This is a genomic window from Rufibacter ruber (assembly GCF_014138425.1).
Lineage (GTDB): Bacteria > Bacteroidota > Bacteroidia > Cytophagales > Hymenobacteraceae > Nibribacter > Nibribacter ruber_C.
In genome coordinates this window covers 29,427-51,251 of record NZ_JACJIQ010000014.1, presented here as the reverse complement: position 1 = coordinate 51,251, position 21,825 = coordinate 29,427, and the positions used below count along the sequence as shown (strand labels likewise).

Here is a 21,825-nt window from a genome sequence, read left to right as displayed (position 1 = left end):
AGGATTTTGCAAAGACTCGCCCTGAAAGCTTGTATCTTTCGTTTTCTGATCATTCTATTCAACTAATATGATGTTAAAAAGATCTTTGGCGGCACTAGGATTGGCCGTGCTCTTGCAGGCCCCTATGCAGGCGCAAGATAAATCTGCCCCCACTTACCGTTTTTCTGTTGACCTGGGCCAGGTAAAAGGAGACAAACTGCAGGTGTCTTTGCTCACCCCTGACTTTGACAAAGACGAGGTGGTGTACCACATGCCCAAGATGGTACCGGGCACCTATGCGGTGTATGACTTCGGGAAGTTTATTGAGGACTTTGCCGCCTATGACAAAAAAGGCAAAAAGCTGGACGTGGAGCGGGTAGACCAGAACAGCTGGAAAATCAAAAAGGCGAAAAAACTTGCCAAGATCACCTATCTGGTCAACGACACCTGGGACACGCCTAAGAAAGAAGACATTGTGTTTGAACCGGCCGCCACAGACATTGAGGAGGGCAAAGTGTTCCTGATCAACACGCACGGCTTCTTCGGGTATTTTGACGGCCTGACCAAAGAGCCCTACCAGATACAGGTGAACAAACCAAAAGAGTTCTACGGCGCCACCTCCCTGCGCACCGTGAGCAGCACCCCTACCTCAGACACCTACCGCCTGGCCAACTACAACGACCTGGTAGACGCCCCTATGCTCTACAGCCGCCCTGACACGGCCATGCTGAAGGTGGGCAACGCAGAGGTGCTGATCTCCACCTATGCCGCCGGCGGCGGGCAGCGCTCCAGAAACCTGGCGCAAAGCATCAAAACCATTCTGGAGGCGCAGAAAAACTACCTGGGGGGTACTCTGCCGGTAGACAAATATGCGTTCCTGATTTACATTGACAACAAACAGAATCGCACGGGCGCGTACGGCGCGTTAGAGCACTCATACTCATCTGTGTATTATTTCCCTGAGATGCCGCCTGCCATGCTGGCTGAGCAGGTGCGCAACATTGCCGCGCACGAGTTCTTCCACATTGTGACCCCGCTGAACATTCACTCAGAGGAAATTGGCAACTTTGACTTCAGCAACCCCAAGATGTCTAAGCACCTCTGGATGTATGAAGGCGCCACGGAGTACTTTGCCCACCACGTGCAGGTGAACCAGAAACTGACTGACCTGACCGGTTTTCTGAAGGAGATGCGCGACAAGATCATTGCCTCTAAGCAGCAGTACAATGATGACCTGGCCTTTACTGAGCTCAGCCTAGGTGCTCTTGACAAGTATGAGAAGGAGTACGGCAACGTATACCAGAAAGGCGCGCTCCTCAACATGGCCTTAGACATCAGGCTGAGAGAATTGTCTGGCGGTAAATACGGCCTGCGCAACTTAATGAAAGACCTGAGCCGCACGTACGGCAAAGATGTGTCTTTTAAAGATGAGGAGCTGTTTGATAAAATTGCCTCGTTGACGTACCCTGAGATCAGGGACTTTTTCAGAAAACACGTAGAGGGCAATGAGCCGCTGCCGTATGCTGAGCTGTTCCAGAAAGTGGGGGTTACGTATCAGCCGTCAGGCGTGCAGAAACGCATTTCTTTGGGTAAACCCACCCTGGGGTATGACCAGCCTTCTGGGCACATCATTGTAGCCAGCACTGAAAACCTTACCGCGTTTGGCAAGCAACTGGGCTATAAGGTTGGAGACCAGCTGTGGCAGATCAACGGGGAAGACGTAACCCTGCGCAACGCCACAGATTTGATCAACAAGTACGTGATCAATGGCAAAGAAGGCGAAATGCTCACCCTTACCGTAGGCCGCAAAGACGCCAACGGCGAAGTAAAACCGGTGAAACTGCAAGCCAAACTAGTACCGGCCGAAGAAACCGTTTCGCATTTGCTGACCCCAGACCCTAACGCCACCGCGGCACAGAAAGCGCTGCAGCAAGCGTGGCTGTACTCTGGCCTGTAACCATATTGGCACATGTTTTTGATTTCCGTTTTGGGGCTGTTTTTCAAAAAACAGCCCCAAAACGGAAATTTCTTTTTAGAGCCCAATCCGGCGGCGCTTTAGGGGATACGGACGCTTCACCTGTCTCTCCTTTCTAGGAAACCAGGTTTAAAGTTCCTACCTTAAAAACATATCATCCCTTTAGGCGTTATCCTAAAAAATCTGAACGAATTGTTTGTGTATTCTTTGGTTAAACAAGTACCTATCAGGCTCTTTCTACTTCTACTCACCGTGTTTGGCCTCACTCCTTTCGCCGCTCAGGCGCAGGCGCAGGTATCTCTCAGCGGCACGTTACGTTCAGCAGGCACCGGTGAGCCGCTGATTGGGGCCAGCGTGGCGGTAGTGGGTTCGTCTAGCGGGGTCATCACCAATGAGAGTGGTTCCTACACCCTCAGCGTTGCCCCCGGCACTTACAGAATCCAGTTCTCTTACCTGGGCTTTGAGAACCTGATCAGGGAAATCAGGCTTAGAGGCAACACCCGGCTCAACGTGGAGCTCCAGCCCGCCAACACCCAACTCAATGAGGTGGTGATAGAGTCTGACCGGAACCGGTTTCAGGAGCGGCTCTCCACCCCGCAAATGAGCGTAGAAACCCTCACCTCCCGCGAGGCCAAGCTGCTGCCGGCCCTGTTTGGCGAGGTAGACATTGTGAAAACCCTGCAGCTCAAACCGGGCATACAGTCAGGTGGGGAGGGCACCAGCGGCCTCTTTGTGCGCGGCGGAAGCAATGACCAGAACCTGGTGCTCTTAGACAATGCCCTGGTGTACAACCCCAGTCACCTGTTCGGGTTTTTCAGTGTGTTCAACCCAGACGCGGTGCGGGGCGTGGAACTGTATAAAGGCGGTTTTCCGGCACAATTTGGCGGACGCCTTTCCAGCGTGCTGGATGTTTCTATGCGGGACGGCAACCGGAAGGAATATGACGTGACCGGCGGCCTTGGCCTCATTGCCTCCCGCCTAACCGTAGAGGGCCCCATCCAGAAAGACAAATCCTCTTTTATAGTGTCTGGCCGCCGCACCTACGTAGATGTTTTCACCCGCATGATCAACAAAGCCCAAGAAGACGACCCAGACTGGAGCCCTATCCCTGACTACTATTTTTATGACTTCAACGCCAAGGCCACGTTTGAGCTGGGGCCAGATGACCGCCTCTTCTTTAGCGGTTACTACGGACGTGACTTCTTCAACTTTGCAGACGAGAACTTCAACTTCAATTTCTTCTGGGGGAACAGAGTAGCCAGTGCCCGGTGGGCGCACCAGTTCAACCCTAAGTTCTTTGTCAATACCACTTTTTCGGCCTCCAACTATGAGTATGAGATTGCCAACAAGTTAGATATCTTCAGTTTCAGCCTTACGTCTAACATCACTGACCTCACGCTGCAGACAGATTTTGAATACGTGCCTAATGAAACCCATCACCTGCGGTTTGGCGCCTCTGGCACTGACCACAGCTTTGTAGTAGGCCGGTTAGAGGCGGGCAGTGAAGATGGCTCTGTTGATGTGCAGGCGGGCAACTCGTATTCTGGCCAGGAGTTTGGGCTGTACGCCTCGCATGACTGGAGCTTCACCCCCACGTTTACCTTGAGCTACGGGCTGCGTCTTTCCGGGTTCAGGAACGAGAAAACGTTTATGGGGCTGGAGCCGCGCGTTTCTGCCAATTACCGGTTCAATGAGACCCTTTCCCTCAAAGCCAGCTATACCCGCATGTTCCAGTACGTGCACCTGGTGTCTAACTCCGGGGCATCACTGCCTACTGACATCTGGTACCCCTCCAGCCCGGGTGTAAAACCGCAGGTTTCTGACCAGGTGGCCATTGGCCTTACCAAACTGTACAAAGACAAATACCTGTTCAGCACTGAGGCCTACTACAAAACCATGAAACGCCAGCTGGACCTGCGGGACGGGGCGCAGATCTTTGGCAATCCGGTGCTGGAGGAGGAGTTTGTGTTCGGCAAAGGCGAAAGCTACGGCCAGGAATTCTACGTGGAGAAGAAAGACGGCAAGACTACCGGCTGGATTGGCTACACCCTCTCCTGGACCAACCGCACCTTCCCAGACATCAACAACGGCAAAACCTTCCCCACCCGCTTTGACCGCCGGCATGACCTCTCTGTGGTGGTGATCCATGAACTGAGCAAGCGCCTGAGCACTACGGCTACCTTTGTGTACGGCACCGGGAACGCGTACTCCCTGCCGGTGCAGCGGTTTATTTTTCAGGACGTTCCCGGCGAAGACTACACTGTTATACCCGTGTACACAGAACGCAACTCGTTCAGGCTGGCCGCCTACCACCGCCTTGACCTGGGGCTGGTGTACAAACTGCGGCCTAAGCGCGGGGCCTCTGACCTAACGTTCAGTGTGTACAACGCCTACAACCGCCGCAACCCGTACTTCGTTTACTTTGAAACCCTTAAAGACGAAGAGACAGAACAAATCACCGGCTTTGTAGCCAAACAAGTATCACTGTTCCCTGTGATTCCGTCTGTGACCTATAACTTTAAATTCTGATGATTTCCTTCGCTCGCCTACCACTTTTCCTTTGGGGCCTGCTGGCCCTGGTTTCTTTCAGCGCCTGTGACATGGAACAGGAAATTGAAGTGAAACTGCCTACCCTGCCGTCACAGCTGGTGGTAGAGTGTTATCTGGAAAACGGTCAGCCTTACCGTTTAGCTTTGTCTGAGTCTCAGAGCTATTTTGCCGGCAACCAACCCAGCCCCGTAGATGACGCCAAAGTCACTATCACTAAAAACAACGAGCCCCCTGTTTCCCTCACCTTTAAATTAGTGGCAGATGAGAAAAACGAGAAGGTATACACCCACCAGAACACTAGGGTGGTTGACGGGAAGCCCGGCGATGTGTTTACCCTTCTGATCACTGACCCTAGAGGCAGACGCCTTACCGGCACCACCACCGTACTGGCGCCGGTGCCGTTTGACAGCGTAGGCTATAAATTCAATGACAAGCCGGTAGAAAGCCAGGAAGCATACCTTCTGGTACGCTGGCAGGACCAGCCCTCTGTCAAAAACTTTTACCGCCTGCTGGCCCACCAGGACAGTGCCGGGGTGGTAGACAGCAAAATGGATGCAGAATTAAATGACCGGCTGCGGGATGGCAAAAAGATCACCTATACCACCACCTACCGTTTTAAGCATGATGACACCCTTAACATTAAGCTCTTCCATATTGACGAGGCATACTATAATTTCATCAGCAGTATAGAAGATGCCCGCCGGGCGAATGGGAACCCTTTTGCACAGCCGGTATCCATCAAGTCTACGGTGGCCGGTGGTTTTGGCGTGTTCACCCACCTGAACTACTCTGCCAAACAACTGATCATCAAATAACACATCTGTGCGTTTATTGGCTGTTTTTCTTAAAACAACCCAAAAGTAAAGGCCGAAGAAATTCACATTCCTTCGGCCTTTACTTTTGATACATGATCAGGTAGCGAGGCAGAAAACTACCCCTGCCGCTTGATCAGCTCTTTAATAAGCAGTGTCATATTGGGCTCTGCTTTGGCGGCGGCCTCTAAGATATCCAGCAGCACCACTTTCTTGATTTTGCCGGGCACGCACAGATCAGTGATCACAGAGACGGCAAAGACGGGCAGGTTCATGTGCACGGCGGCAATGACCTCCGGCACGGTACTCATGCCCACGGCATCAGCGCCAATGGTACGCAGGTATTTGTATTCGGCAATGGTTTCCAGCATGGGCCCGGGCACGCTCACGTACACACCGGTGCGCACGTTCAGGTTGTGCTGGTTGGCAATGTCCAGCGCCTGCTGCACCAGGTGCTGGCTGTACGGCTCGCTCATGTCTGGGAAGCGCGGCCCCAGCTCGTCTATGTTCTTCCCAATGAGGGGGTTGGCGGGCTGCAGGTTGATGTGGTCTGTGATCACCATCAGGTCAGAGGTGTTGTACTCAGGGTCTAACCCCCCGGCCGCGTTGCTCACAAACAGCTTCTTCACGCCCAGCAGCTTCATCACCCTGATGGGGAATACCACCTGGTCCATGCTATAGCCTTCGTAGTAATGGAACCGCCCCTGCATGACCACCACGTTTCTTCCGCCCAGTTCACCAAAGATGAGTTTCCCGGAGTGGCTTTCAACGGTAGACACCGGGAAATGCGGTATGTCTGCATAGTCCAGGCTATGCTGAATGGAGATGTCCTGCACCAGGGCTCCCAGGCCGGTGCCCAGCACTACCCCAAAGTCTGGCTGGTACTGGTTTGTTTTGGATCTGATGAAGTCGGTGGCTTCCTGCAGTTGCTGTATCATGTGGTTTACGTGCTGTGTTTCTGTTTATGGGCTACTTTTTCTAAAACAGCTCCAAAACAGATTTGGTTGTGGCCTGCAAGGTCGTAAAAAATTTGCAAGCTGGCATGGGGGGCTGGGTGCCTGTAAAACAAAAAAGACTGCCAGCAGCAGTCTTTTTTGCAGGTGGGAAAGCTCTAATGGATTACTGTATCTCCAGGTCAAAGGCCATACGGGCCTGTACTCCCTGCATGTTTATAACGCGGTTATACTGCTGGTAGTACGGCAGTAAGCTCCCAAACTCCTTCTGCAGGGAATAGGCTCTGATCTGGGCCTCAGAGTCTGACATGAGGTTTTCCAGGAATGATTTCTGGGCCGGCAACGCCCGCAGGCGGTACTCCCCTTCCTTCAGTTTGGCTCTCTTGGCGGCCAGGGCAATGGCGTCTTCCATACCGCCCAGCACGTCAACCAGACCCCGCTCTTTGGCTTCAACCCCTGACCAGACGCGTCCGGAAGCGATTGCTTTCAGGTCAGCCACGGGCATGTTGCGGGATTGGGCGGCTTTGGTGGTGAAATCCTGGTAGATACGCTCCACCTCTTTTTGAATGTGCAGTTTCTCATACTCAGTCATGGGGCGGGTAACAGAGGGCACATCAGAAAACTTGCCGGTGTTCACCCGGTCTGTGGTGATCCCCAACTTGTTCTTCAGGAAATCCTGGGCGTTGACCATCATCCCAAACACGCCAATGCTGCCGGTAATGGTATTGGGGTGCGCCACAATGGTGTCACAGGCCATGGCAATGTAATATCCGCCAGAGGCGGCCACATCAGACATGGAGGCAATGACAGGCTTTACTTTTTTGGTAAGCATCACCTCGCGCCAGATCACGTCTGAGGCCAGGGAGCTTCCGCCCGGCGAATTAATGCGCAGCACCACCGCTTTTACATTTTTGTCCAGACGGGCTTTTCTGAGGGTTTCAGAAAGGCTTTCGCTGCCAATAGTGCCCTCGCCGCCTTTGCCGGTGGTGATTTCGCCGGAGGCATAGATGATGGCAATCTTGTTGCTGGAGGACCCTTTTGACTTGGTGGGGTCTGCGGCTTTCTTGTAGGTGCCCAGGTTGACCATTTTCAGTTCCTTGTCTTTTTTGACACCGGTCTTGCCCTTCATAAAGTCAGTGGCTTCATCAAAATAGCCCAGGTGGGTCACCAGCCCCAGACGGCGGGCGTCATCAGCGTTGTGCACCAGCATGGAGTCTGATATATTTCTGAGCTGGCCCAGGTCCTTCTTCAGCGTCTTGGCCAGGTTCTGGAGCATGAAATTGTTCAGGGAGTTCAGGAAAGAACGGGTCTGCTCTTTGCTGGGCTCGCTCATGTCTTCCCTGATGAAAGGCTCCACGGCGCTTTTGTACTCCCCCACCTTAAAAATATAGGGGTGCAGGTCCAGTTTATCAAGGGTGCCTTTAAAGAACATCACCTCAGAGCTGAGGCCGTTAAACTCTAGCGTGCCTGATGGGTTCAGGTAAAAGCGGTCTGCCACTGAGGCCAGGTAATAGGCTTTCTCTGTGGAGAACTCGCTGTAGGCCACCACAAACTTTTTAGACTTTTTGAAGTCCAGCAGTGAGTTCCTGATCTCCTCTATGCTGGCCATCCCGGCCTGGAGCAGGTCCAGGTTCAGGAAAATCCCTTTGATGTTGTCATCATGCTTGGCTTTTTTGATAGAGGCCTTGATTTCATCCAGCCCAATACCCGTCTCCCCCAGTACGTCTCCCAACCCCAGGTCGGCAAAGGGGCTGCGGGGGGTGCGCTCCACCACCGGCTGGCTGAGCTTGATCTCCAGCACTGAGCCTTCCTCAATGGTGACTTCATCACCGGAAGACGCCGCCGCCACCAGCAGCAGCAGGAACATGAGCCCCACGCCCATAAAAACGAAGAGCCCTACCACGGTAGCAAAAACAAACTTAAAAAACTGCTTCATACAGGAATATTGAAATGCAAAATTTGAACAGAGTCAGAGAAACAAAACGAAATTTCTTTCCCCAGATCCCTTCTGGCTCATTAGTCGGTGAAAAGGTAAAATATTACAGCACTGTTTACTTTTACTTTGTCTCCCGCAGGAGCGCCCAGACCGGTCAAATATAACCAATCTGGCAGATAGGCAGTAATAGCCTTACAACTGAATAGGTAGAATACTAATGGGTAAAAGATACTTTCTTTTTCTTCCACTTTTTCTTCTGTCGCTCTTCTGCCACGCCCAGTACACCCGCAATGTGAGCTTGAAATATTTTGGGCTGAGCCTGCACCCCAAGGGCGATGACAACGCCGAGCTCATGCCCCTGAACCCAGACGGCAAAGGCTATCTGGTCTTGAACGTGGGCGGCAGCGTGAGCTATGAGCACTTCTTTGCCTCTGACAAATTCTCTGTGAAAGCCATTCAGGCGCTGTACGCAGACTGTGCTCTTCGTTTTGCCGGGTTCACGCACCTGGGGGTACGGGCGGTGGTTTTCCAGCTGGGGAGACACTCCCTGAACGGCGGGTTGGGCCCCACCCTGGTGTACCGCCGCAACTGGTCTGAGCTGGACGGCTACAACCTCTCCACCTCCTTCTTCGGGGGGAACCCCGAAGACAAATGGCAATACCGCATGATCTGGTACGCCGGCGAGTTTGAGTACAACTACCGGTTCAAAGAACGCACAGATTTCTCGGTTTCGTTTGTGCCGGGCTACCCCAATATTATGAGCCTCTCTTTTGGCGTACGCTACTGGCTGAAGAACAAGGAGTGAAGAAAGCAATGCTTAAATCAGGAAATGGAACATGCCGTTTTCAGGCTGTTTTCAGAAAAAGAGGCCAAAAACAGACACCGTAGAGGCGTTTTGCGTAAAGGAGTTTTGTTATAGTCCCAAGAGATAATCACTCATTCTCCCCTTCACTTAATTAAACCATGGCAGACCAATACCACGAACCCGCCCACGAACTCTCTGACTCTACCCGCACCCTGGTGCGCATGCTCACGTCCCTGATTGAGGAGGTGGAGGCCATTAACTGGTACGAGCAGCGCATTTCTATTGAGAAAGACTCAGAGGCGAAGGCCATTCTGCAGAACGCACAGCAGGAGGAATTCAAGCACTTCGGGATGAACCTTGAATTTCTGCTGCGCAAAATGCCTACCTGGCGTGCCACGGTCAAAGAAATTCTGTTCAAAGACGGTGACATTGTAGAGCTGGGCGAGAAAGGCGAAGAGGCGGCAGAGTAAGCCTCGCTGACCCAAATTGCGTTTCCGGGCTGTTTTTCTGAAAACAGCCCGGAAACACCTTACAGCTTGTTTATCTTTGGTTTTAGCCGCTAAAAGTGGGAACAAAAGATTCTGACGAAGCGATTGATGAGGGTCTAAGCAGAGCTACGGTGCTAGAAAATGGAGCAGGCCGGTTCATGTGTGGCCTTTTGCAGCATGAAAGCCAAATTTTAAACACGCTCTTAATACAGCTCATCTAGCACCACCGCGTCAACCTTCATTTGCAGCAGGCCAGATAACGCATGAAAGGTATCTGCCAAAAACTTCTTCTCTTCTGGCGCCAACTCAAACAGCCCAATCTGGTTCAGTTCTGCACTCACTATGGTATTGATCTGGCTTTGCCGCAGCGGTTGCTCTGCCTGTAGAATTCTTTCAATAGATTGATTCACCACGGCTTCCAGCTTCTGCCTCACCTCCTTCCTGGGTGGCACTGCGCCCCGCTTCTCCCATTCAGCGGGAGCGAATTTCTCTTTCTCCTTAAACTCCAGCAACTGTTCCCGCACCGTCTGCGTCAGTACCAACTGCTGTTCAGCCCTTTGACAAGAAAAGAGCAGCAAAATCAGAGCCAGAGACAGCAGGGACTTTTTCATTGGCAATTCATTAGGAGACGCTTCATTTTTTAAATACGCCAGCTGTTTCAGTAAGGATAGACCCCGTTGCGCGCTGGCCAAAAGACTTTTCAGAATATCCCTTCGGGCGAAGCCCAAGATGTGCTCAGTGCCGCCGGTTTCCTGTTTTGAGCCTGTTTTCAGAAAAACAGGCCCAAAACGCGTTTCTCTCTCCAAATAAAACTCACTCCTTCACGCATTAATACCGGTACCAGCCGTCCCACTGGTTTTTCAGGTTTTTGCGCATCTCGTTTTCACGCGCGTTGTTGCCGGGGTTGAAGAAGACGGTGCCTTTGAGTTCGTCGGGCAGGAAATTCTGGGCCACGAAGCTGCCCTCGTAGTCATGGGCGTATTTGTATTCCTGGCCGTAGCCAATCTCTTTCATGAGTTTGGTGGGCGCGTTGCGCAGGTGCAGCGGCACCGGCGGGCTGCCCTGTTCCCGCACGTAGGCCCGCGCCGCCCGTATGGCCTTGTACGCCGCGTTGCTCTTGGGCGAGGTAGCCAGATAAATAGCCGTCTGCGACAGGATGATGTCACACTCAGGGTAGCCAATCACCGTGACCGCCTGGAAACACTCGCTGGCCATGATCATGGCCGTGGGGTTGGCATTGCCGATGTCTTCACTGGCCATGATGAGCATGCGCCGGGCGATGAACTTGGGGTCTTCGCCGCCTTCAATCATGCGCGCCAGCCAATAGACCGTGGCGTTGGGGTCTGACCCGCGCATGGATTTGATGAACGCCGAGATGATGTCATAGTGTGCCTCGCCGCCTTTGTCATACAGGGCCAGGTTCTGCTGGGCAATCTGCTTCACCAAGTCATTGGTGATGACAACTTTCTCTTCGGCTTTGCCGCTGCCGTCAATCACAATCTCCAGCAGGTTGAGCAGTTTGCGGGCATCACCGCCAGAGATGGTGAGCAGCGCCTCGTACTCCTGCACGGCAATGGCACGGTTTTTCAGGATTTCGTCTTCTTTCAGGGCTTTCTGGATAAGGTCAATGAGCTCCTGTTTCTCCAGTGATTTCAAAACGTACACCTGGCACCGGGACAGCAACGCCGGGATCACCTCAAACGACGGGTTCTCAGTGGTGGCGCCAATCAACGTGACCACGCCTTTCTCCACGGCGCCCAACAACGCATCTTGCTGCGATTTGTTAAACCGGTGGATCTCATCTATAAACAGCACCGTACCCTGCCGCTTGCGGGCCTGCTCAATGACCTCGCGCACGTCTTTCACACCCGCGTTAATGGCGCTCATGGCTACAAACGGCACTTTGAGGTGCCCCGCAATGATGTTGGCCAAGGTGGTTTTGCCTACGCCCGGCGGCCCCCAGAAAATCATGGACGGCACCATGCCCGCCTCAATGTAGCGGCGAAGCACGCCCTTGGGGCCCACCAGATGCTGCTGACCCGCATATTGGTCTAAGTTGGAGGGGCGCATGCGCTCGGGCAAGGGGGCTTTGGTGGTCTGGAACATGGGCGAAAGTCAATAAGTACAACGTCTTCGGCGGGGCCGCGAAACCGAAGGCTAAGATACTTCCTTTCCTTTTCGTTTTTGGCCTCTTTTCTGAAAAACAGCTCAAAAACAGAATCCCTCAACCTAAGCCCTGAACCGGAAGATTGTTCAACTATGGCGCAAAAGAAGCGTACCTTTCCAGAGCAGATTTTATTCGCCGCCTATGAACAAGGACCAAACCGGACGTACGCTTCTCCAAACCATTGCCGCCTTCACCACCATGGGAGGCTTTCTCATGGACTGGAACAAAACGCACCTCTTCAACCCCGCCTGGACGCCCCACGCCAAATTCCATGACGGCATGACCATTCTTCTGGGCACCTTGCTGGGCAGCGGCGGCCTGTATTTTCTGCAACGCAAAAAAGGGGAGGCCGCGCAAAACCTCCGGACCGGTGCCCTGCTGCCTGCGTTTTTCTACGCCGCCCAGGCGGGCGCGTTCGCGTTTCCCGGCGCGAAGGGGTTAGACGCAGAGTTTCCGGAGAAAATCCCCTCCGTGGGAAAGCTCAGGTTGAACGAAGGGCCTTTCAGTCTAGCCATGCTGGCGGGTTTGGGAGTGGGGTATTGGCTGGCGCGGCAGAAGAGGAGCAGGTAAAAACCTAATCAAATGGAGCGACAGAGACTATTCTGTACCCCTCCTCCATGTTCACTAGCCGCAGGGTGGTACCCGCCAGATGGTATAGCTTTTCCCAAAGCACATAGCCCTTTATTTTATGGTCAAACGTAGCCACCTGCGCCCATTTGCTATGCAACAGATTAGTATCAGGATCTAATTTCAGCAAAGGGTAACGCAGCACCCCTACCTGAGGTGCGGTCAGGGAAGGCTTCTTAAAAACCACCAGGTGCCGCTCCAGCCCAACCGCGGTTAAAAAGGGATCTATTTCCAGCGTGTCGGTTTTGCCTTTATACAATTTCCCTGCCTGCACATAAGGGAATACGTACACAGCCTTGCCCGGGTACTCTTCGTCCTGCTCGTGAGTCCCCCCTAACAGGAGCACCTCTTTCAGGGTGGTAAAACCTCCTCCCTGCCGCAGGAACTCCTCTAAAAAGGCCGCCTTCCCATAAAGCCCACCGCCGTAAGAAACGGCTACCTCCTCATCTACCACCCGTAAAACATAGGCCGTATCTTTCTTGTCACAGGCAATCACCAACCGCTTTATGAAATCAGCAAGACCAGGCACGGCCGCTGTCTCATTGACCGGGGGAATTTCAATGGTTTGGTACCTCACCGGACTTTGCGCCTTGCCAACATCCATGGAAAAGAATAAGGCTACCAAGAGCAGGGTTAGATATTTTCCCATGGAGATTGTGTTCAAAATAAGCAGCCCTACAAGGTAAGAAGTTGCACATGAATAGCCAATTCCCGTTTTTGGCCTGTTTTTCCCAAACCAGGCCAAAAACGGAAAGGGCAGCACCTTAATGCGGCAGCCGGTCCCGGATCACGCCGTAGAAGTAGGTTCCCAGAACGGCCCCTGCTATGGAAATCAGAATGGCCCAGTACCCGTGCCCCAGATTCACAAACAACGGCCCCGGGCAAGCCCCCACCAACGCCCAACCCAGCCCGAAGATGGTGCCGCCCAGCAGATAGCGGGCAACGGTCTTTTCCTTGGGTTGAAAGGTGATGGGGTGGCCCTGCACGTCTCTCAGGTGGAACTTCTTGATGGCAAAGACCAGCACAATGCCCAACACCACGGCCGTGCCGATGATCCCGTACATGTGAAAACTCTGGAACCGGAACATCTCCTGAATACGGTACCATGAGATGGCTTCAGACTTGCTCATCACCACGCCAAACAGAAGGCCGGTCAGGATGAATTTTATACCTTTCATTTTTTTCAAGCTTTTAAGAGAACAGCCACGGCAGCAGCAGGTGGGTCGTGATCAGGCCACCCAGGAAGAACCCGATCACCGCCACCAGTGACGGCCACTGCAGGTTAGACAGGCCACTGATGGCGTGCCCAGACGTGCAACCGCCCGCATACCGCGTCCCAAACCCAATCAACAGGCCGCCTACCAGCAGCAGCAGAAAGCCTTTTACACTCATGACCGCCTCCAGCCCGAACAGCTCCTCTGGCTGCAGCCCCCTGGGCGCGGAAAAACCCAGGGCCTGCAAGTCCTGCACGGTGGCCTGTGAAATCTGCACCGCCTGCCCGTTCTGGAGAAACGCCTCAGAGACCCAGCCGCCCAGCACCGTTCCCACCAGAAACAGCAGGTTCCAGCGCTGCTCCCGCCAATTAAAATCAAAGAACGGCACCCGCTTTCCGGCGCCGCAGGCCGCACAGATCACCCTGAAATTAGAAGAGAACCCAAACGACTTCCCAAAAAACAGCAGCAGCCCCATCACCACCGCAATCACCGCCCCAGACACATACCAGGGCCACGGCTGCGAAAGATATTCCAGCATTTTTTCCATTTTCATTACCGTAGGTGGAAACCAGGCGCCGCCAGGTCTCCCACGTTTACTTTACTAATTGATTGTTCAAGCAACCCGCACCCCTTCTGACTTTCCTAAACAGGAAACAACAGAAGCATTTCTGGTCATGGGGTATCCTCCGCAAAGCCGCTCCCAAAGCCCTTTTGCCTGTGCGCAAGCGTTTGCCTGTGCCAACGGTTTCAGATGATACGGTACTCCAGTGGTACGTAAGCAACCTAGCCCTCGCAGGAGGGGAATACATCCGCAGAAGCAGCAGGGGAATGTCATTTCCAGCGAAGGCGCCAGCAAAAAAACCGCTTCCCTTATGGCCAGCAGATTACGCAGCAATAGACTCCCCGCTTCCTGGTGTAAGAGGAGAAACGTTCCACTGGAGACCCCAGCACAGCAGTTCTCTACCACAGGCACCAGTGTATGCTTGCACCAGCGCCAGGCACTTCCTTATTTTAACGTAGAAGGACAGACAAACTCGGTTCTGGGCACGTCTGTCTCGGCAATGGCTTTGAAGCCCCCGGCTACGTCAATTAAATTGTCAAAGCCCCTGGCCTGTAAGATAGACGCTGCCACCATAGAGCGGTAGCCGCCGGCGCAGTGCAGATAAACCCGTCTGTCTTTAGGGATCTCTGCCAAGTGCTCATTCAAGGAGCTCAGCGGCAGGTTGAGGGCACCGGCCACGTGTTCGGCGTTAAATTCGCTTTGCTTGCGCACGTCTATGACCAGAGGCTGCTCTATGGCAAACCGGCGGGCAAACTCCTGGGCCGAAATGGACTCCTGTGACGCTACTTCTTTGCCCGCAGCCTCCCAGGCGGCCAGGCCGCCTTGCAAATAACCCAGGGTGTGGTCATAGCCCACCCGGGCCAGGCGGGTCACCACTTCCTCTTCGCGGCCCGCATCTGAGACAAACAAAATGGGCTGCTGAATGTCTGGGATCAACTCCCCCACCCACGGGGCAAAACTTCCGTCCAGGCCAATGTTGATGGCGTTGGGGATATGACCGGCGGCAAAATCAGCGGCTTTTCTGGTGTCCAGCACCAGCGCCCCGGCTTCATTGGCCGCGGCCTCAAAGGCAGCCGGGGAAAGTGCCTGCAGGCCCTGCGTCAGGACGTGCTCAATATTGGCGTAGCCTTGCTTGTTCATCTGCACGTTGAGCGGGAAATACCCCGGCGGCGGCAACAGACCGTCTGTCACCTCTTTGATGAACTCCTCTTTGGTCATATTCGCCCGGAGGGCATAGTTGGTCTGCTTCTGGTGCCCCAGCGTGTCAAAGGTTTCTTTGCTCATGTTCTTGCCGCAGGCAGACCCGGCCCCGTGGGCGGGGTACACCAGCACGTCATCTGCCAGCGGCATGATCTTGGCCCGAAGGGAATCATACAGATACCCCGCCAGCTGCTCTTTGGTGAGGTCAGATTTGGCGGCCAGATCAGGCCGGCCCACGTCCCCAATGAACAGGGTGTCTCCCGTGAAGAGGGCGTAGTCTTTCCCGGTTTCGTCTTTGAGCAGATAAGTGACAGACTCCATGGTATGGCCCGGCGTGTGCAGCACCTGCAGGGTCACGTTCCCCAGCGTCAGCACCTCGCCGTCCTGGGCCAGATGGGCCTCAAAGGCAGGGGTGGCGGCTGCGCCGAACACAATCTGGGCCCCGGTGGCCTGGGCCAGATCTACGTGGCCAGACACAAAATCTGCATGAAAATGGGTCTCCAGCACGTATTTGATACGGGCTCCGTTTTTCTGGGCCTGCAGCAGGTAGGGTTTTATTTCGCGGAGCGGGTCAATGATGGCCGCCTCGCCGTTGCTTTCAATATAATAGGCTCCCTGCGCCAGGCAGCCGGTATAAATCTGTTCTACTTTCATAGGGTTACTTGTCTTTAGCGGTGACAAAGTTCTATAGGATTTCACCGGGGTTCAGTGACTTTGGTCACTTACCCGGGATTAAAGGAAAAATTCTTTTAGTATAATAAATAGGCCCATGGCCAGCACAAACCACCCGAAGTTCTTTTTCAGCCGCTGGCTGTCTACTTTATGGGCAATGCCCGCGCCCACAAAAATACCCAGCACCGCCAGCGACGAGAACGACAGCAGAAAGGCCCAGTCAATGGGATAGTGCCCCAGATCCCCCAGAAACCCAATGAGCGAGTTGCTGGCAATAAGCACCAGTGACGTGCCCACCGCCATTTTCATGTCCAGGCGCAGCAGCAGCACCAATGCCGGAATAATCAGAAAGCCCCCGCCCGCGCCCACCAGCCCTGAGACCAGCCCCACAAAAACCGCCTCCAGAAAGGTAAGCAGCAGGCTCAGCCTGCGGCTGGAGAATCCCTGCCAGCTCAGAAAGAACCCGCTTCTGATCATGCTCAAAGACGCCATGACCATGAGCAGGGAGAACAGCACCATGAGAAACACCTCTTTGGTTACCACCAGCGTGTGTATCTCAAAAAATGTCTGGGGCAGGGCCGGCACCACATACAAACGGGTGAAATAAATGGTCAGCAGAGAGGGCAACCCAAAGGTGAGCACCGTCTTAAAACTCACCAGCCCCTGCCTGAAGAACCGCACCCCGCCTACCGCACTGGTCACCCCCACCACAAACAAAGAGTAAGAAGTGGCCAGCACCGGGTTCAGCCCTATGAGGTACACCAGAATGGGCACCGTTAAAATAGAGCCGCCGCTTCCGGTCAAACCCAGTGACAGCCCTATCAACAATGCCGAAATGTACCCCAGTATCTCCATGTATTCTGTTTTGGTAGGGCAAAGGTAAAAGATACTTTGGGCTGTCACAGTGACTTTTGTCACAGAGGCGTTTTTAGCCTGTTTTCTGAAAAGCAGGCCAAAAACAGGAAGGAGCCGCTTAGAGACTTACGCCAGCCCGTGTAGCTCAATAGAGTTCCGGTGCAGGGTGAGCATGCCCCGCTGCTCCAGCTTTTTGAGGAGGCGCGAAATGACTTCGCGGGAGCTGTTCAGTTCTTGGGCAATCTGCTGGTGCGACAGTTTCAGGTGGTCTCCCTGCACCTGCCGGTGGCGTTTGAGGTAGAAAAGCAGCCGCTCATCCAGGCTTTTAAACGCGACGGCATCTAAGGTCTGGAGAAGTTCCTCAAACCGCTGCCGGTAGGTACCAATGACAAACGCATGCCAGCTGGGGTATTGGGTCAGCCACCGCTCCGTCACGGGCAAGGGCACCAGCAGCACCTGGGCCGGGGTCACGGCCTGCGCCGAAATGGCACTCTGCTCCTCTCTGGCCGCGCACAGCATAGACAGGGCACAGGCGTCTCCGGGCTCCAGAAAGTACATGAGAAACTCATTTCCCTCTTCGTCTTCACGGTACACCTTCAGGAGCCCGCTCAGCAGCAGCACAGATGACCTCAGAAACTGCCCCGTGCGCACCACCACCTCCCCTTCCTGCAATTGCCGGTGCGTGCTCTTTTGCAGGAGCTCATCCCGCAGCGTGGGCTCCAGATGGGGGAAATGTTGCTGCAGAAGGGCGGGCAGGTGGCTCATGTGGCGGAGAAGGGTTACATACGTTCAGGCGGGCTAATTTCAATCTTTTATGGCACAATTCCTCCGGTCAGGTACTCCGCTTAAAATTATCTGCTTATTTTAGAACCTGATTTATGCGCCTTTTCTATGCCACCGCTACACAAACGCTGCTCTAACCACCTGAGGTTGTCTAACCCGCCCCGGCCAGCCTCATTGCCGCCCGCGGTTGTAAAGCCAGCTATACATTAAAAGCTGTTTTCGGTCTGATTTCTGAAAAATAGCCTCAAAACAGCACATTAGCCCCAAACTTCCTTTCAACATTTCACCACCCGCTAACCCATGGCCACCGCCACCCCCACCACGGCTGAGAAGATAGAGACCTACTTCACCCATGCCCCTGCTTTTGCGCAGCCTATCTGTGACAAGATCAGAAACGCCATTAGCCAGGCTGACCCGGCCTTGAAGCCCAGCTGGAAATGGAATGCACCAGTGTATGAGAAAGCCGGCCCCGGCATGGTTTGCGCCATTGGCATTTTCAAGAAACATGTCAACCTCTCTTTTTTTCAGGGGGCGCTTCTTCTAGACCAGCATGGGTTGTTCACCAGCGGCCAAGATGCCAAAGCCCTGCGCCGCATCAAGTTCACAGATGTGGCGCAGGTGCCAGAAGCGTTGCTGGTAGAATACCTGCAGGCAGCGGTGAAACTGCCGGCTGGTACGGCGGCAAAATCTACAGAACGGGATCTGCTGGAGATACCAGAAGACCTGAAAGCAGCACTGCAGGAGGGCCAGCAGCTGGAAAAGTTTGAGCAGATGGCCTACACCCACCGCAAAGAGTACCTGCGCTGGGTCCAGGAAGCCAGAAAGCAGGAAACCCGTGACAGCCGCATCCTGAAAACGGTGGAGCGCATGGCCATTGGGAAAAAATTCTGCTGACTTCCTTCAAGGCCTCTGTTAGCTCCCGCAGAAACTCCCGGTGCTCCCCCAGATGGTAAATAGCAGTTTCTATCTCCTCAGTAGAGGCATAGAGGCTGCTCCCGTAGGTCATGTGCAGGTATTTGGCCGTCAGTTTGAAGGGCACCTCAAAACCGTCTGGCAAATCCGGGTCAGCGCCCACGGCGAGCAAAAAAACAGTTTTCCCCGCAAGTTTCCGCCCAAGGCTTTTTTGCACCGTCACCAGATCTGTGAGGCGGTCAAAGAAGGTTTTCAGCAGGCCGCTCATGGCATACCAGTACACCGGCGTGGCAAACACAATGACCGGGTGCGGCAGCATCTGCTCCACCACCCTCGCAAACGCATCTTGAGGCCCATAGTCATTCTCATAGCGGTAAGGCCCAATAGGATAATCAAGCAGGTCAAGCAGCGTATGCGGTGTATCCTGGAATACTTTGTCCAGCAGTTGTCTGGTATCACTGTCTTTTCGGGCACTGGCCAGCAGGATGAGCGGTTTCTGGTGGGGCATGGTTTTCAGCCGATGAAGCGTCTGTCAAGGTAGTAGTTTCTGACTTTCTGGCCCTACCACCGGGCATGAACTTTTCCGTTTTCGGCCTGTTTTGCAGAAAACAGGCCGAAAACGGAAAACGATGGGAAGCAAGGGATGGCGGAAACTTGTCATTCTCCTGAAGCGGAACAGGGAGGCGAAACGCAGTGACCGAAGCCCCACCCCAACCCCCTCCCAAGTGGGGAGTATCTGGTATAAGTGGGGCAAGTGGCGGTATACCCGTACCTCAGCAATGCGTGAACCAGCAGGTGTCAACATCCCCCTTCGCCCCCTTCAAAGGGGGAATATCGAAGTGAGTCCTGAGTCCTGAGTCTTGAGTTCTGAGTCTTGAGTCCTTTCTTTTCATCTTAGGCAGTTCAGCACGAATGAGGCAGCAATGCCTTGCCTGATCTCGCAGCCGTGCCGCGAGGCAGCCAGAGACCGCCCATCACGCCGCTCTTCCGGATTTATAATCCGGAAGCAGGTACTGAGGGGATTTGTAATCCCCGTTACGCCGCCTTTGAACAACTATTACTGCGGATTGCAAATCCGCGGGAAGTTTTGATTCGGGATTACAAATCGCGAAAAGCGGAGAAAGTAAAAGCCCTCTGCCTCTAAGGGGGGAGTGTTCGGGAATGCGTGGGGGCGTATGCTACACGCCCCTACAGCAATGCGCGTCCTCCTGTGTAAACATCCCCCTTCGCCCCCTTCAAAGGGGGAGTATTGGAGTGAGTTCTGAGTCCTGAGTCTTGAGTCCTTCCTTTTTCCTTAGGCACTTCAGCAGGAATGAAGCAGCAATGCCTGCTCTCGCTGCCGCGCCGCGGGGAAGGCCGCCCGTCATCTGTAGGCACGAGTCCGGAGACTCGCGCCAGCACGTGAGTATCAGCTGGCGTTAGAAGGCACGGAAGTAACTTCCGCGCCATAAAGGGCAGAAGAAGCAGAAGCAATGTGAGGCTGCCACCCCATGGAAGCTGAAAGCTTCCGCCATTATAGGTCCAAGTTAGAAACTTGAACCAGAGAAAGCGGCAAACAAGCAGCAAGAAGTAAACAAACAGCAATGAACAATCAACACTTCTGCTAGTGGCACCTGGGTTAATTAGCACTTCTGCCCCTGGCTGATGTGCGCAGCACGGGCTCGCCACAGGCTAGCGGATCAGCAGTGGTTACCTACAGAGGCAGACAGAGTAAGTAAGGCAGTAATAGCAAAGGAACCGAAACCAGTCCTGGGGGTGAGCGCCTCTGTTAATACGGTGCCGCTTCGGCGGCAAGGCCGGAGGGCCTAGTTTTAACAGCAGTGCTCACCGCCAGGACGGGGCCCCGCGGCCGTGAGCGCTTACCGGAAAAGATGAAACAACACAGTGAGTGAGGCACCGGAGCAAGCGGCACCGCCATGGGAACAGCAGACTACGCATTGCCACTGCAGCAGCCGCTAACCAAGGAAACAGCAAACTACGCATTGACACTGCAGCAGATAGCCAAGGAAGCACCAGAATACACATTCCAGCGGAAGCAATCAACCCTACAAGATATCCTGCAAGCCGCACTAACTGAGACTCCCTAGCTTTAGAAAAGCCCTTCCTTACTCCACCACATGCGCCACAAACTGCGACAGATTGGTGATGATCCCGCGTTCCCGCCGGAACCCGATGGCACAGCCTTCACCGGCCCAGAAGACGCCGGCCTGGTAACGGTAGCCCTGGCTGTCTTGCGGAAGCTCGGCCCACGCCTGGTACACCTGCGGCTGACTGCCGTAATCCCCAGTAGTGGAGGCCACCTCTGAAAGCTCACGCACCTGAATGTTCTGGCCCTCCCTTCCAAAAAAGGGCTTGGCCACGGCTTTCCCCGCAAAGACTTGGAAATCAGTCTGGAGCAGCAGCGGGTGGTATGGGAACTGCTGCCACAGCCACGCCAAAAACCCTTTACTCTGAAAGATAAGCGAGTACGCCGGGTTGGCAATGACCACGTTGCGCGAAAACTGCAGGTCCACCACATCTGTGCACAGCTCGGGCTCCAGTTCAGCAAACAGCTCCCACGGCACCAGCTTGAACAGGAACGGGAACTTGCGCCACTGCTCTGCCCCGGTCTGCGCCCAAATACCGCGTTCGGCCCCCAGCATAGACACCTCCATCTCATCTGCGGCACAGATATGGGTGTCAAACCCGGCTTCGTGGGCGGCCTCGGCCAGTACCTGGCAATTGGTGAAATCCTCTTTGCTTCCGCCCAGGTAAATCAACAATAGGGCGGGCTCCAGGTCAGGATTCAAGCCTTTCCAGGTGAGGAACTGCTCCACCAGCGCCTCATATAAGCCGTTGGCCTGCTGGTTCTCGTTTTTTCCGGCGGCAGCCAGGCTGGCCCACTGCACCACCGCCGTCTCCGGAACAGACGTGGCCGTGTCAGCGTTGAACTCCAGCAGCTTCACCCCGTCTGGGGTTTGCGCAAAGTCAAAGCGGCCGTACAGATGCCAGTGGCGGTCATCGTTCCAGGAATGCCGCACCGCCCGCCACAGCCGCTCCGGAATCCCAATTTTCTGCAGGAAGTCATCAGGCAGCTCATCGGGCACCGCCTCTACCATCATCTGGTACAGGGTAGAGGCCGCTTCCAGCAGGTCATCTGCCTGGGCCTGCGGCAAGACTACGGCTTTGCCGGAAAGGTAGGTTTGGCACTCCTCCTCCACCACCCACTCCCAACCCATCTGCTTGACCATTTGGGTGACGTCGCCGTGGTGCGGAAGAAGTTTTACAGGCTGCGGTTGCTCTGGCATTTTAAAATTGCTGATGGTTGATTGTAGATTGATGATTGTTTGGGAAGG

At 54.2% G+C, this 21,825-nt stretch carries 18 protein-coding genes and 1 pseudogene; 7 read left to right on the top strand and 12 right to left on the bottom strand.

All coding sequences use genetic code 11. From position 1 onward, the window contains the following. The first annotated feature begins 67 nt into the window (after positions 1–67). The 3 genes from FHS90_RS15765 (at position 68) to FHS90_RS15755 (ending at position 5,319) form a co-directional block, all read left to right on the top strand. Positions 68–1,936 carry a M61 family metallopeptidase gene (locus FHS90_RS15765; RefSeq protein ID WP_182513752.1) on the top strand — a complete coding sequence of 623 codons (1,869 nt, stop codon included), beginning with the start codon at positions 68–70 and terminating at the stop codon, positions 1,934–1,936. Positions 1,937–2,161: 225 nt separating this feature from the next. Continuing rightward, positions 2,162–4,483, top strand: a complete 2,322-nt coding sequence (locus FHS90_RS15760; RefSeq protein WP_220483084.1) for a TonB-dependent receptor — start codon at positions 2,162–2,164, stop codon at positions 4,481–4,483. 71 nt (positions 4,484–4,554) lie between these two features. Then, positions 4,555–5,319, top strand: a complete 765-nt coding sequence (locus tag FHS90_RS15755; RefSeq protein WP_182513751.1) for a DUF4249 domain-containing protein — start codon at positions 4,555–4,557, stop codon at positions 5,317–5,319. 116 nt (positions 5,320–5,435) lie between these two features. Here FHS90_RS15755 and FHS90_RS15750 read toward each other — a convergent pair whose 3' ends face one another. Together FHS90_RS15750 and sppA are read right to left on the bottom strand one after the other, a co-directional pair. Next, positions 5,436–6,254: a purine-nucleoside phosphorylase gene (locus tag FHS90_RS15750; RefSeq protein ID WP_182513750.1), complete on the bottom strand. Its 819-nt coding sequence runs from the start codon at positions 6,252–6,254 to the stop codon at positions 5,436–5,438. A gap of 181 nt (positions 6,255–6,435) precedes the next feature. Continuing rightward, positions 6,436–8,205 (bottom strand): signal peptide peptidase SppA, encoded by a 1,770-nt coding sequence (sppA, locus tag FHS90_RS15745; protein ID WP_066831687.1) that lies wholly within the window; start codon positions 8,203–8,205, stop codon positions 6,436–6,438. A gap of 292 nt (positions 8,206–8,497) precedes the next feature. Here sppA and FHS90_RS15740 point away from each other — a divergent pair, with 292 nt between their 5' ends. Together FHS90_RS15740 and FHS90_RS15735 are read left to right on the top strand one after the other, a co-directional pair. After that, complete coding sequence (locus tag FHS90_RS15740) at positions 8,498–9,010, top strand: hypothetical protein (protein WP_343049740.1); 513 nt, start codon at positions 8,498–8,500, stop codon at positions 9,008–9,010. A 158-nt stretch (positions 9,011–9,168) separates the two neighbouring features. Then, a complete protein-coding gene (locus FHS90_RS15735) occupies positions 9,169–9,480 on the top strand; it encodes a ferritin family protein (protein ID WP_182513748.1) in 312 nt (103 codons plus the stop codon). A 221-nt stretch (positions 9,481–9,701) separates the two neighbouring features. Here FHS90_RS15735 and FHS90_RS15730 read toward each other — a convergent pair whose 3' ends face one another. After that, complete coding sequence (locus FHS90_RS15730; protein WP_161947696.1) at positions 9,702–10,040, bottom strand: DUF4844 domain-containing protein; 339 nt, start codon at positions 10,038–10,040, stop codon at positions 9,702–9,704. 286 nt (positions 10,041–10,326) lie between these two features. After that, positions 10,327–11,604 (bottom strand): replication-associated recombination protein A, encoded by a 1,278-nt coding sequence (locus FHS90_RS15725; protein ID WP_182513747.1) that lies wholly within the window; start codon positions 11,602–11,604, stop codon positions 10,327–10,329. 202 nt (positions 11,605–11,806) lie between these two features. Here FHS90_RS15725 and FHS90_RS15720 point away from each other — a divergent pair, with 202 nt between their 5' ends. Further along, positions 11,807–12,235, top strand: coding sequence for a DUF6640 family protein (locus tag FHS90_RS15720; RefSeq protein ID WP_182513746.1), 429 nt, complete (start codon positions 11,807–11,809; stop codon positions 12,233–12,235). Positions 12,236–12,239: 4 nt separating this feature from the next. Here FHS90_RS15720 and FHS90_RS15715 read toward each other — a convergent pair whose 3' ends face one another. The 6 genes from FHS90_RS15715 to FHS90_RS15690 all read right to left on the bottom strand — a co-directional run bounded on the left by FHS90_RS15715 (position 12,240) and on the right by FHS90_RS15690 (position 17,560). Then, the gene (locus FHS90_RS15715; RefSeq protein ID WP_182513745.1) at positions 12,240–12,941 is read right to left on the bottom strand and encodes a hypothetical protein; all 702 of its coding nucleotides are present in this window, start codon (positions 12,939–12,941) and stop codon (positions 12,240–12,242) included. A gap of 115 nt (positions 12,942–13,056) precedes the next feature. Further along, on the bottom strand, positions 13,057–13,470 hold the full coding sequence (locus FHS90_RS15710) for a DUF6691 family protein (RefSeq protein WP_182513744.1): 414 nt from the start codon (positions 13,468–13,470) through the stop codon (positions 13,057–13,059). Positions 13,471–13,483: 13 nt separating this feature from the next. After that, positions 13,484–14,059: a YeeE/YedE family protein gene (locus FHS90_RS15705; protein WP_343049739.1), complete on the bottom strand. Its 576-nt coding sequence runs from the start codon at positions 14,057–14,059 to the stop codon at positions 13,484–13,486. Positions 14,060–14,512: 453 nt separating this feature from the next. Next, the gene (locus FHS90_RS15700; RefSeq protein WP_066839471.1) at positions 14,513–15,922 is read right to left on the bottom strand and encodes an MBL fold metallo-hydrolase; all 1,410 of its coding nucleotides are present in this window, start codon (positions 15,920–15,922) and stop codon (positions 14,513–14,515) included. 78 nt (positions 15,923–16,000) lie between these two features. Further along, entirely contained in the window at positions 16,001–16,858 is an 858-nt protein-coding gene (locus tag FHS90_RS15695; protein WP_343049738.1) for a sulfite exporter TauE/SafE family protein, read from the bottom strand. A gap of 63 nt (positions 16,859–16,921) precedes the next feature. After that, the gene (locus FHS90_RS15690) at positions 16,922–17,560 is read right to left on the bottom strand and encodes a Crp/Fnr family transcriptional regulator (RefSeq protein WP_182513743.1); all 639 of its coding nucleotides are present in this window, start codon (positions 17,558–17,560) and stop codon (positions 16,922–16,924) included. A 318-nt stretch (positions 17,561–17,878) separates the two neighbouring features. Here FHS90_RS15690 and FHS90_RS15685 point away from each other — a divergent pair, with 318 nt between their 5' ends. After that, positions 17,879–18,472, top strand: coding sequence for a DUF1801 domain-containing protein (locus FHS90_RS15685; protein WP_182513742.1), 594 nt, complete (start codon positions 17,879–17,881; stop codon positions 18,470–18,472). Between the two features lie 142 nt (positions 18,473–18,614). Here FHS90_RS15685 and FHS90_RS15680 read toward each other — a convergent pair. Both FHS90_RS15680 and FHS90_RS15675 read right to left on the bottom strand, forming a co-directional pair. Further along, positions 18,615–18,998: pseudogene (locus FHS90_RS15680) on the bottom strand (flavodoxin family protein); the annotation flags it as partial. Between the two features lie 1,597 nt (positions 18,999–20,595). Beyond that, positions 20,596–21,777: a glutathionylspermidine synthase family protein gene (locus tag FHS90_RS15675; protein ID WP_182513741.1), complete on the bottom strand. Its 1,182-nt coding sequence runs from the start codon at positions 21,775–21,777 to the stop codon at positions 20,596–20,598. Positions 21,778–21,825 lie beyond the last annotated feature (48 nt).

Coding starts and splice junctions, on each gene's coding strand:
- FHS90_RS15750 (WP_182513750.1), bottom strand. CDS start 6,254: ATGATACAGCAACTGCAGGAAGCCACCGACTTCATCAGATCCAAAACA.
- sppA (WP_066831687.1), bottom strand. CDS start 8,205: ATGAAGCAGTTTTTTAAGTTTGTTTTTGCTACCGTGGTAGGGCTCTTC.
- FHS90_RS15710 (WP_182513744.1), bottom strand. CDS start 13,470: ATGAAAGGTATAAAATTCATCCTGACCGGCCTTCTGTTTGGCGTGGTG.
- FHS90_RS15765 (WP_182513752.1), top strand. CDS start 68: ATGATGTTAAAAAGATCTTTGGCGGCACTAGGATTGGCCGTGCTCTTG.
- FHS90_RS15690 (WP_182513743.1), bottom strand. CDS start 17,560: ATGAGCCACCTGCCCGCCCTTCTGCAGCAACATTTCCCCCATCTGGAG.
- FHS90_RS15720 (WP_182513746.1), top strand. CDS start 11,807: ATGAACAAGGACCAAACCGGACGTACGCTTCTCCAAACCATTGCCGCC.
- FHS90_RS15685 (WP_182513742.1), top strand. CDS start 17,879: ATGGCCACCGCCACCCCCACCACGGCTGAGAAGATAGAGACCTACTTC.
- FHS90_RS15715 (WP_182513745.1), bottom strand. CDS start 12,941: ATGGGAAAATATCTAACCCTGCTCTTGGTAGCCTTATTCTTTTCCATG.
- FHS90_RS15735 (WP_182513748.1), top strand. CDS start 9,169: ATGGCAGACCAATACCACGAACCCGCCCACGAACTCTCTGACTCTACC.
- FHS90_RS15755 (WP_182513751.1), top strand. CDS start 4,555: ATGGAACAGGAAATTGAAGTGAAACTGCCTACCCTGCCGTCACAGCTG.
- FHS90_RS15705 (WP_343049739.1), bottom strand. CDS start 14,059: ATGAAAATGGAAAAAATGCTGGAATATCTTTCGCAGCCGTGGCCCTGG.
- FHS90_RS15725 (WP_182513747.1), bottom strand. CDS start 11,604: ATGTTCCAGACCACCAAAGCCCCCTTGCCCGAGCGCATGCGCCCCTCC.
- FHS90_RS15675 (WP_182513741.1), bottom strand. CDS start 21,777: ATGCCAGAGCAACCGCAGCCTGTAAAACTTCTTCCGCACCACGGCGAC.
- FHS90_RS15700 (WP_066839471.1), bottom strand. CDS start 15,922: ATGAAAGTAGAACAGATTTATACCGGCTGCCTGGCGCAGGGAGCCTAT.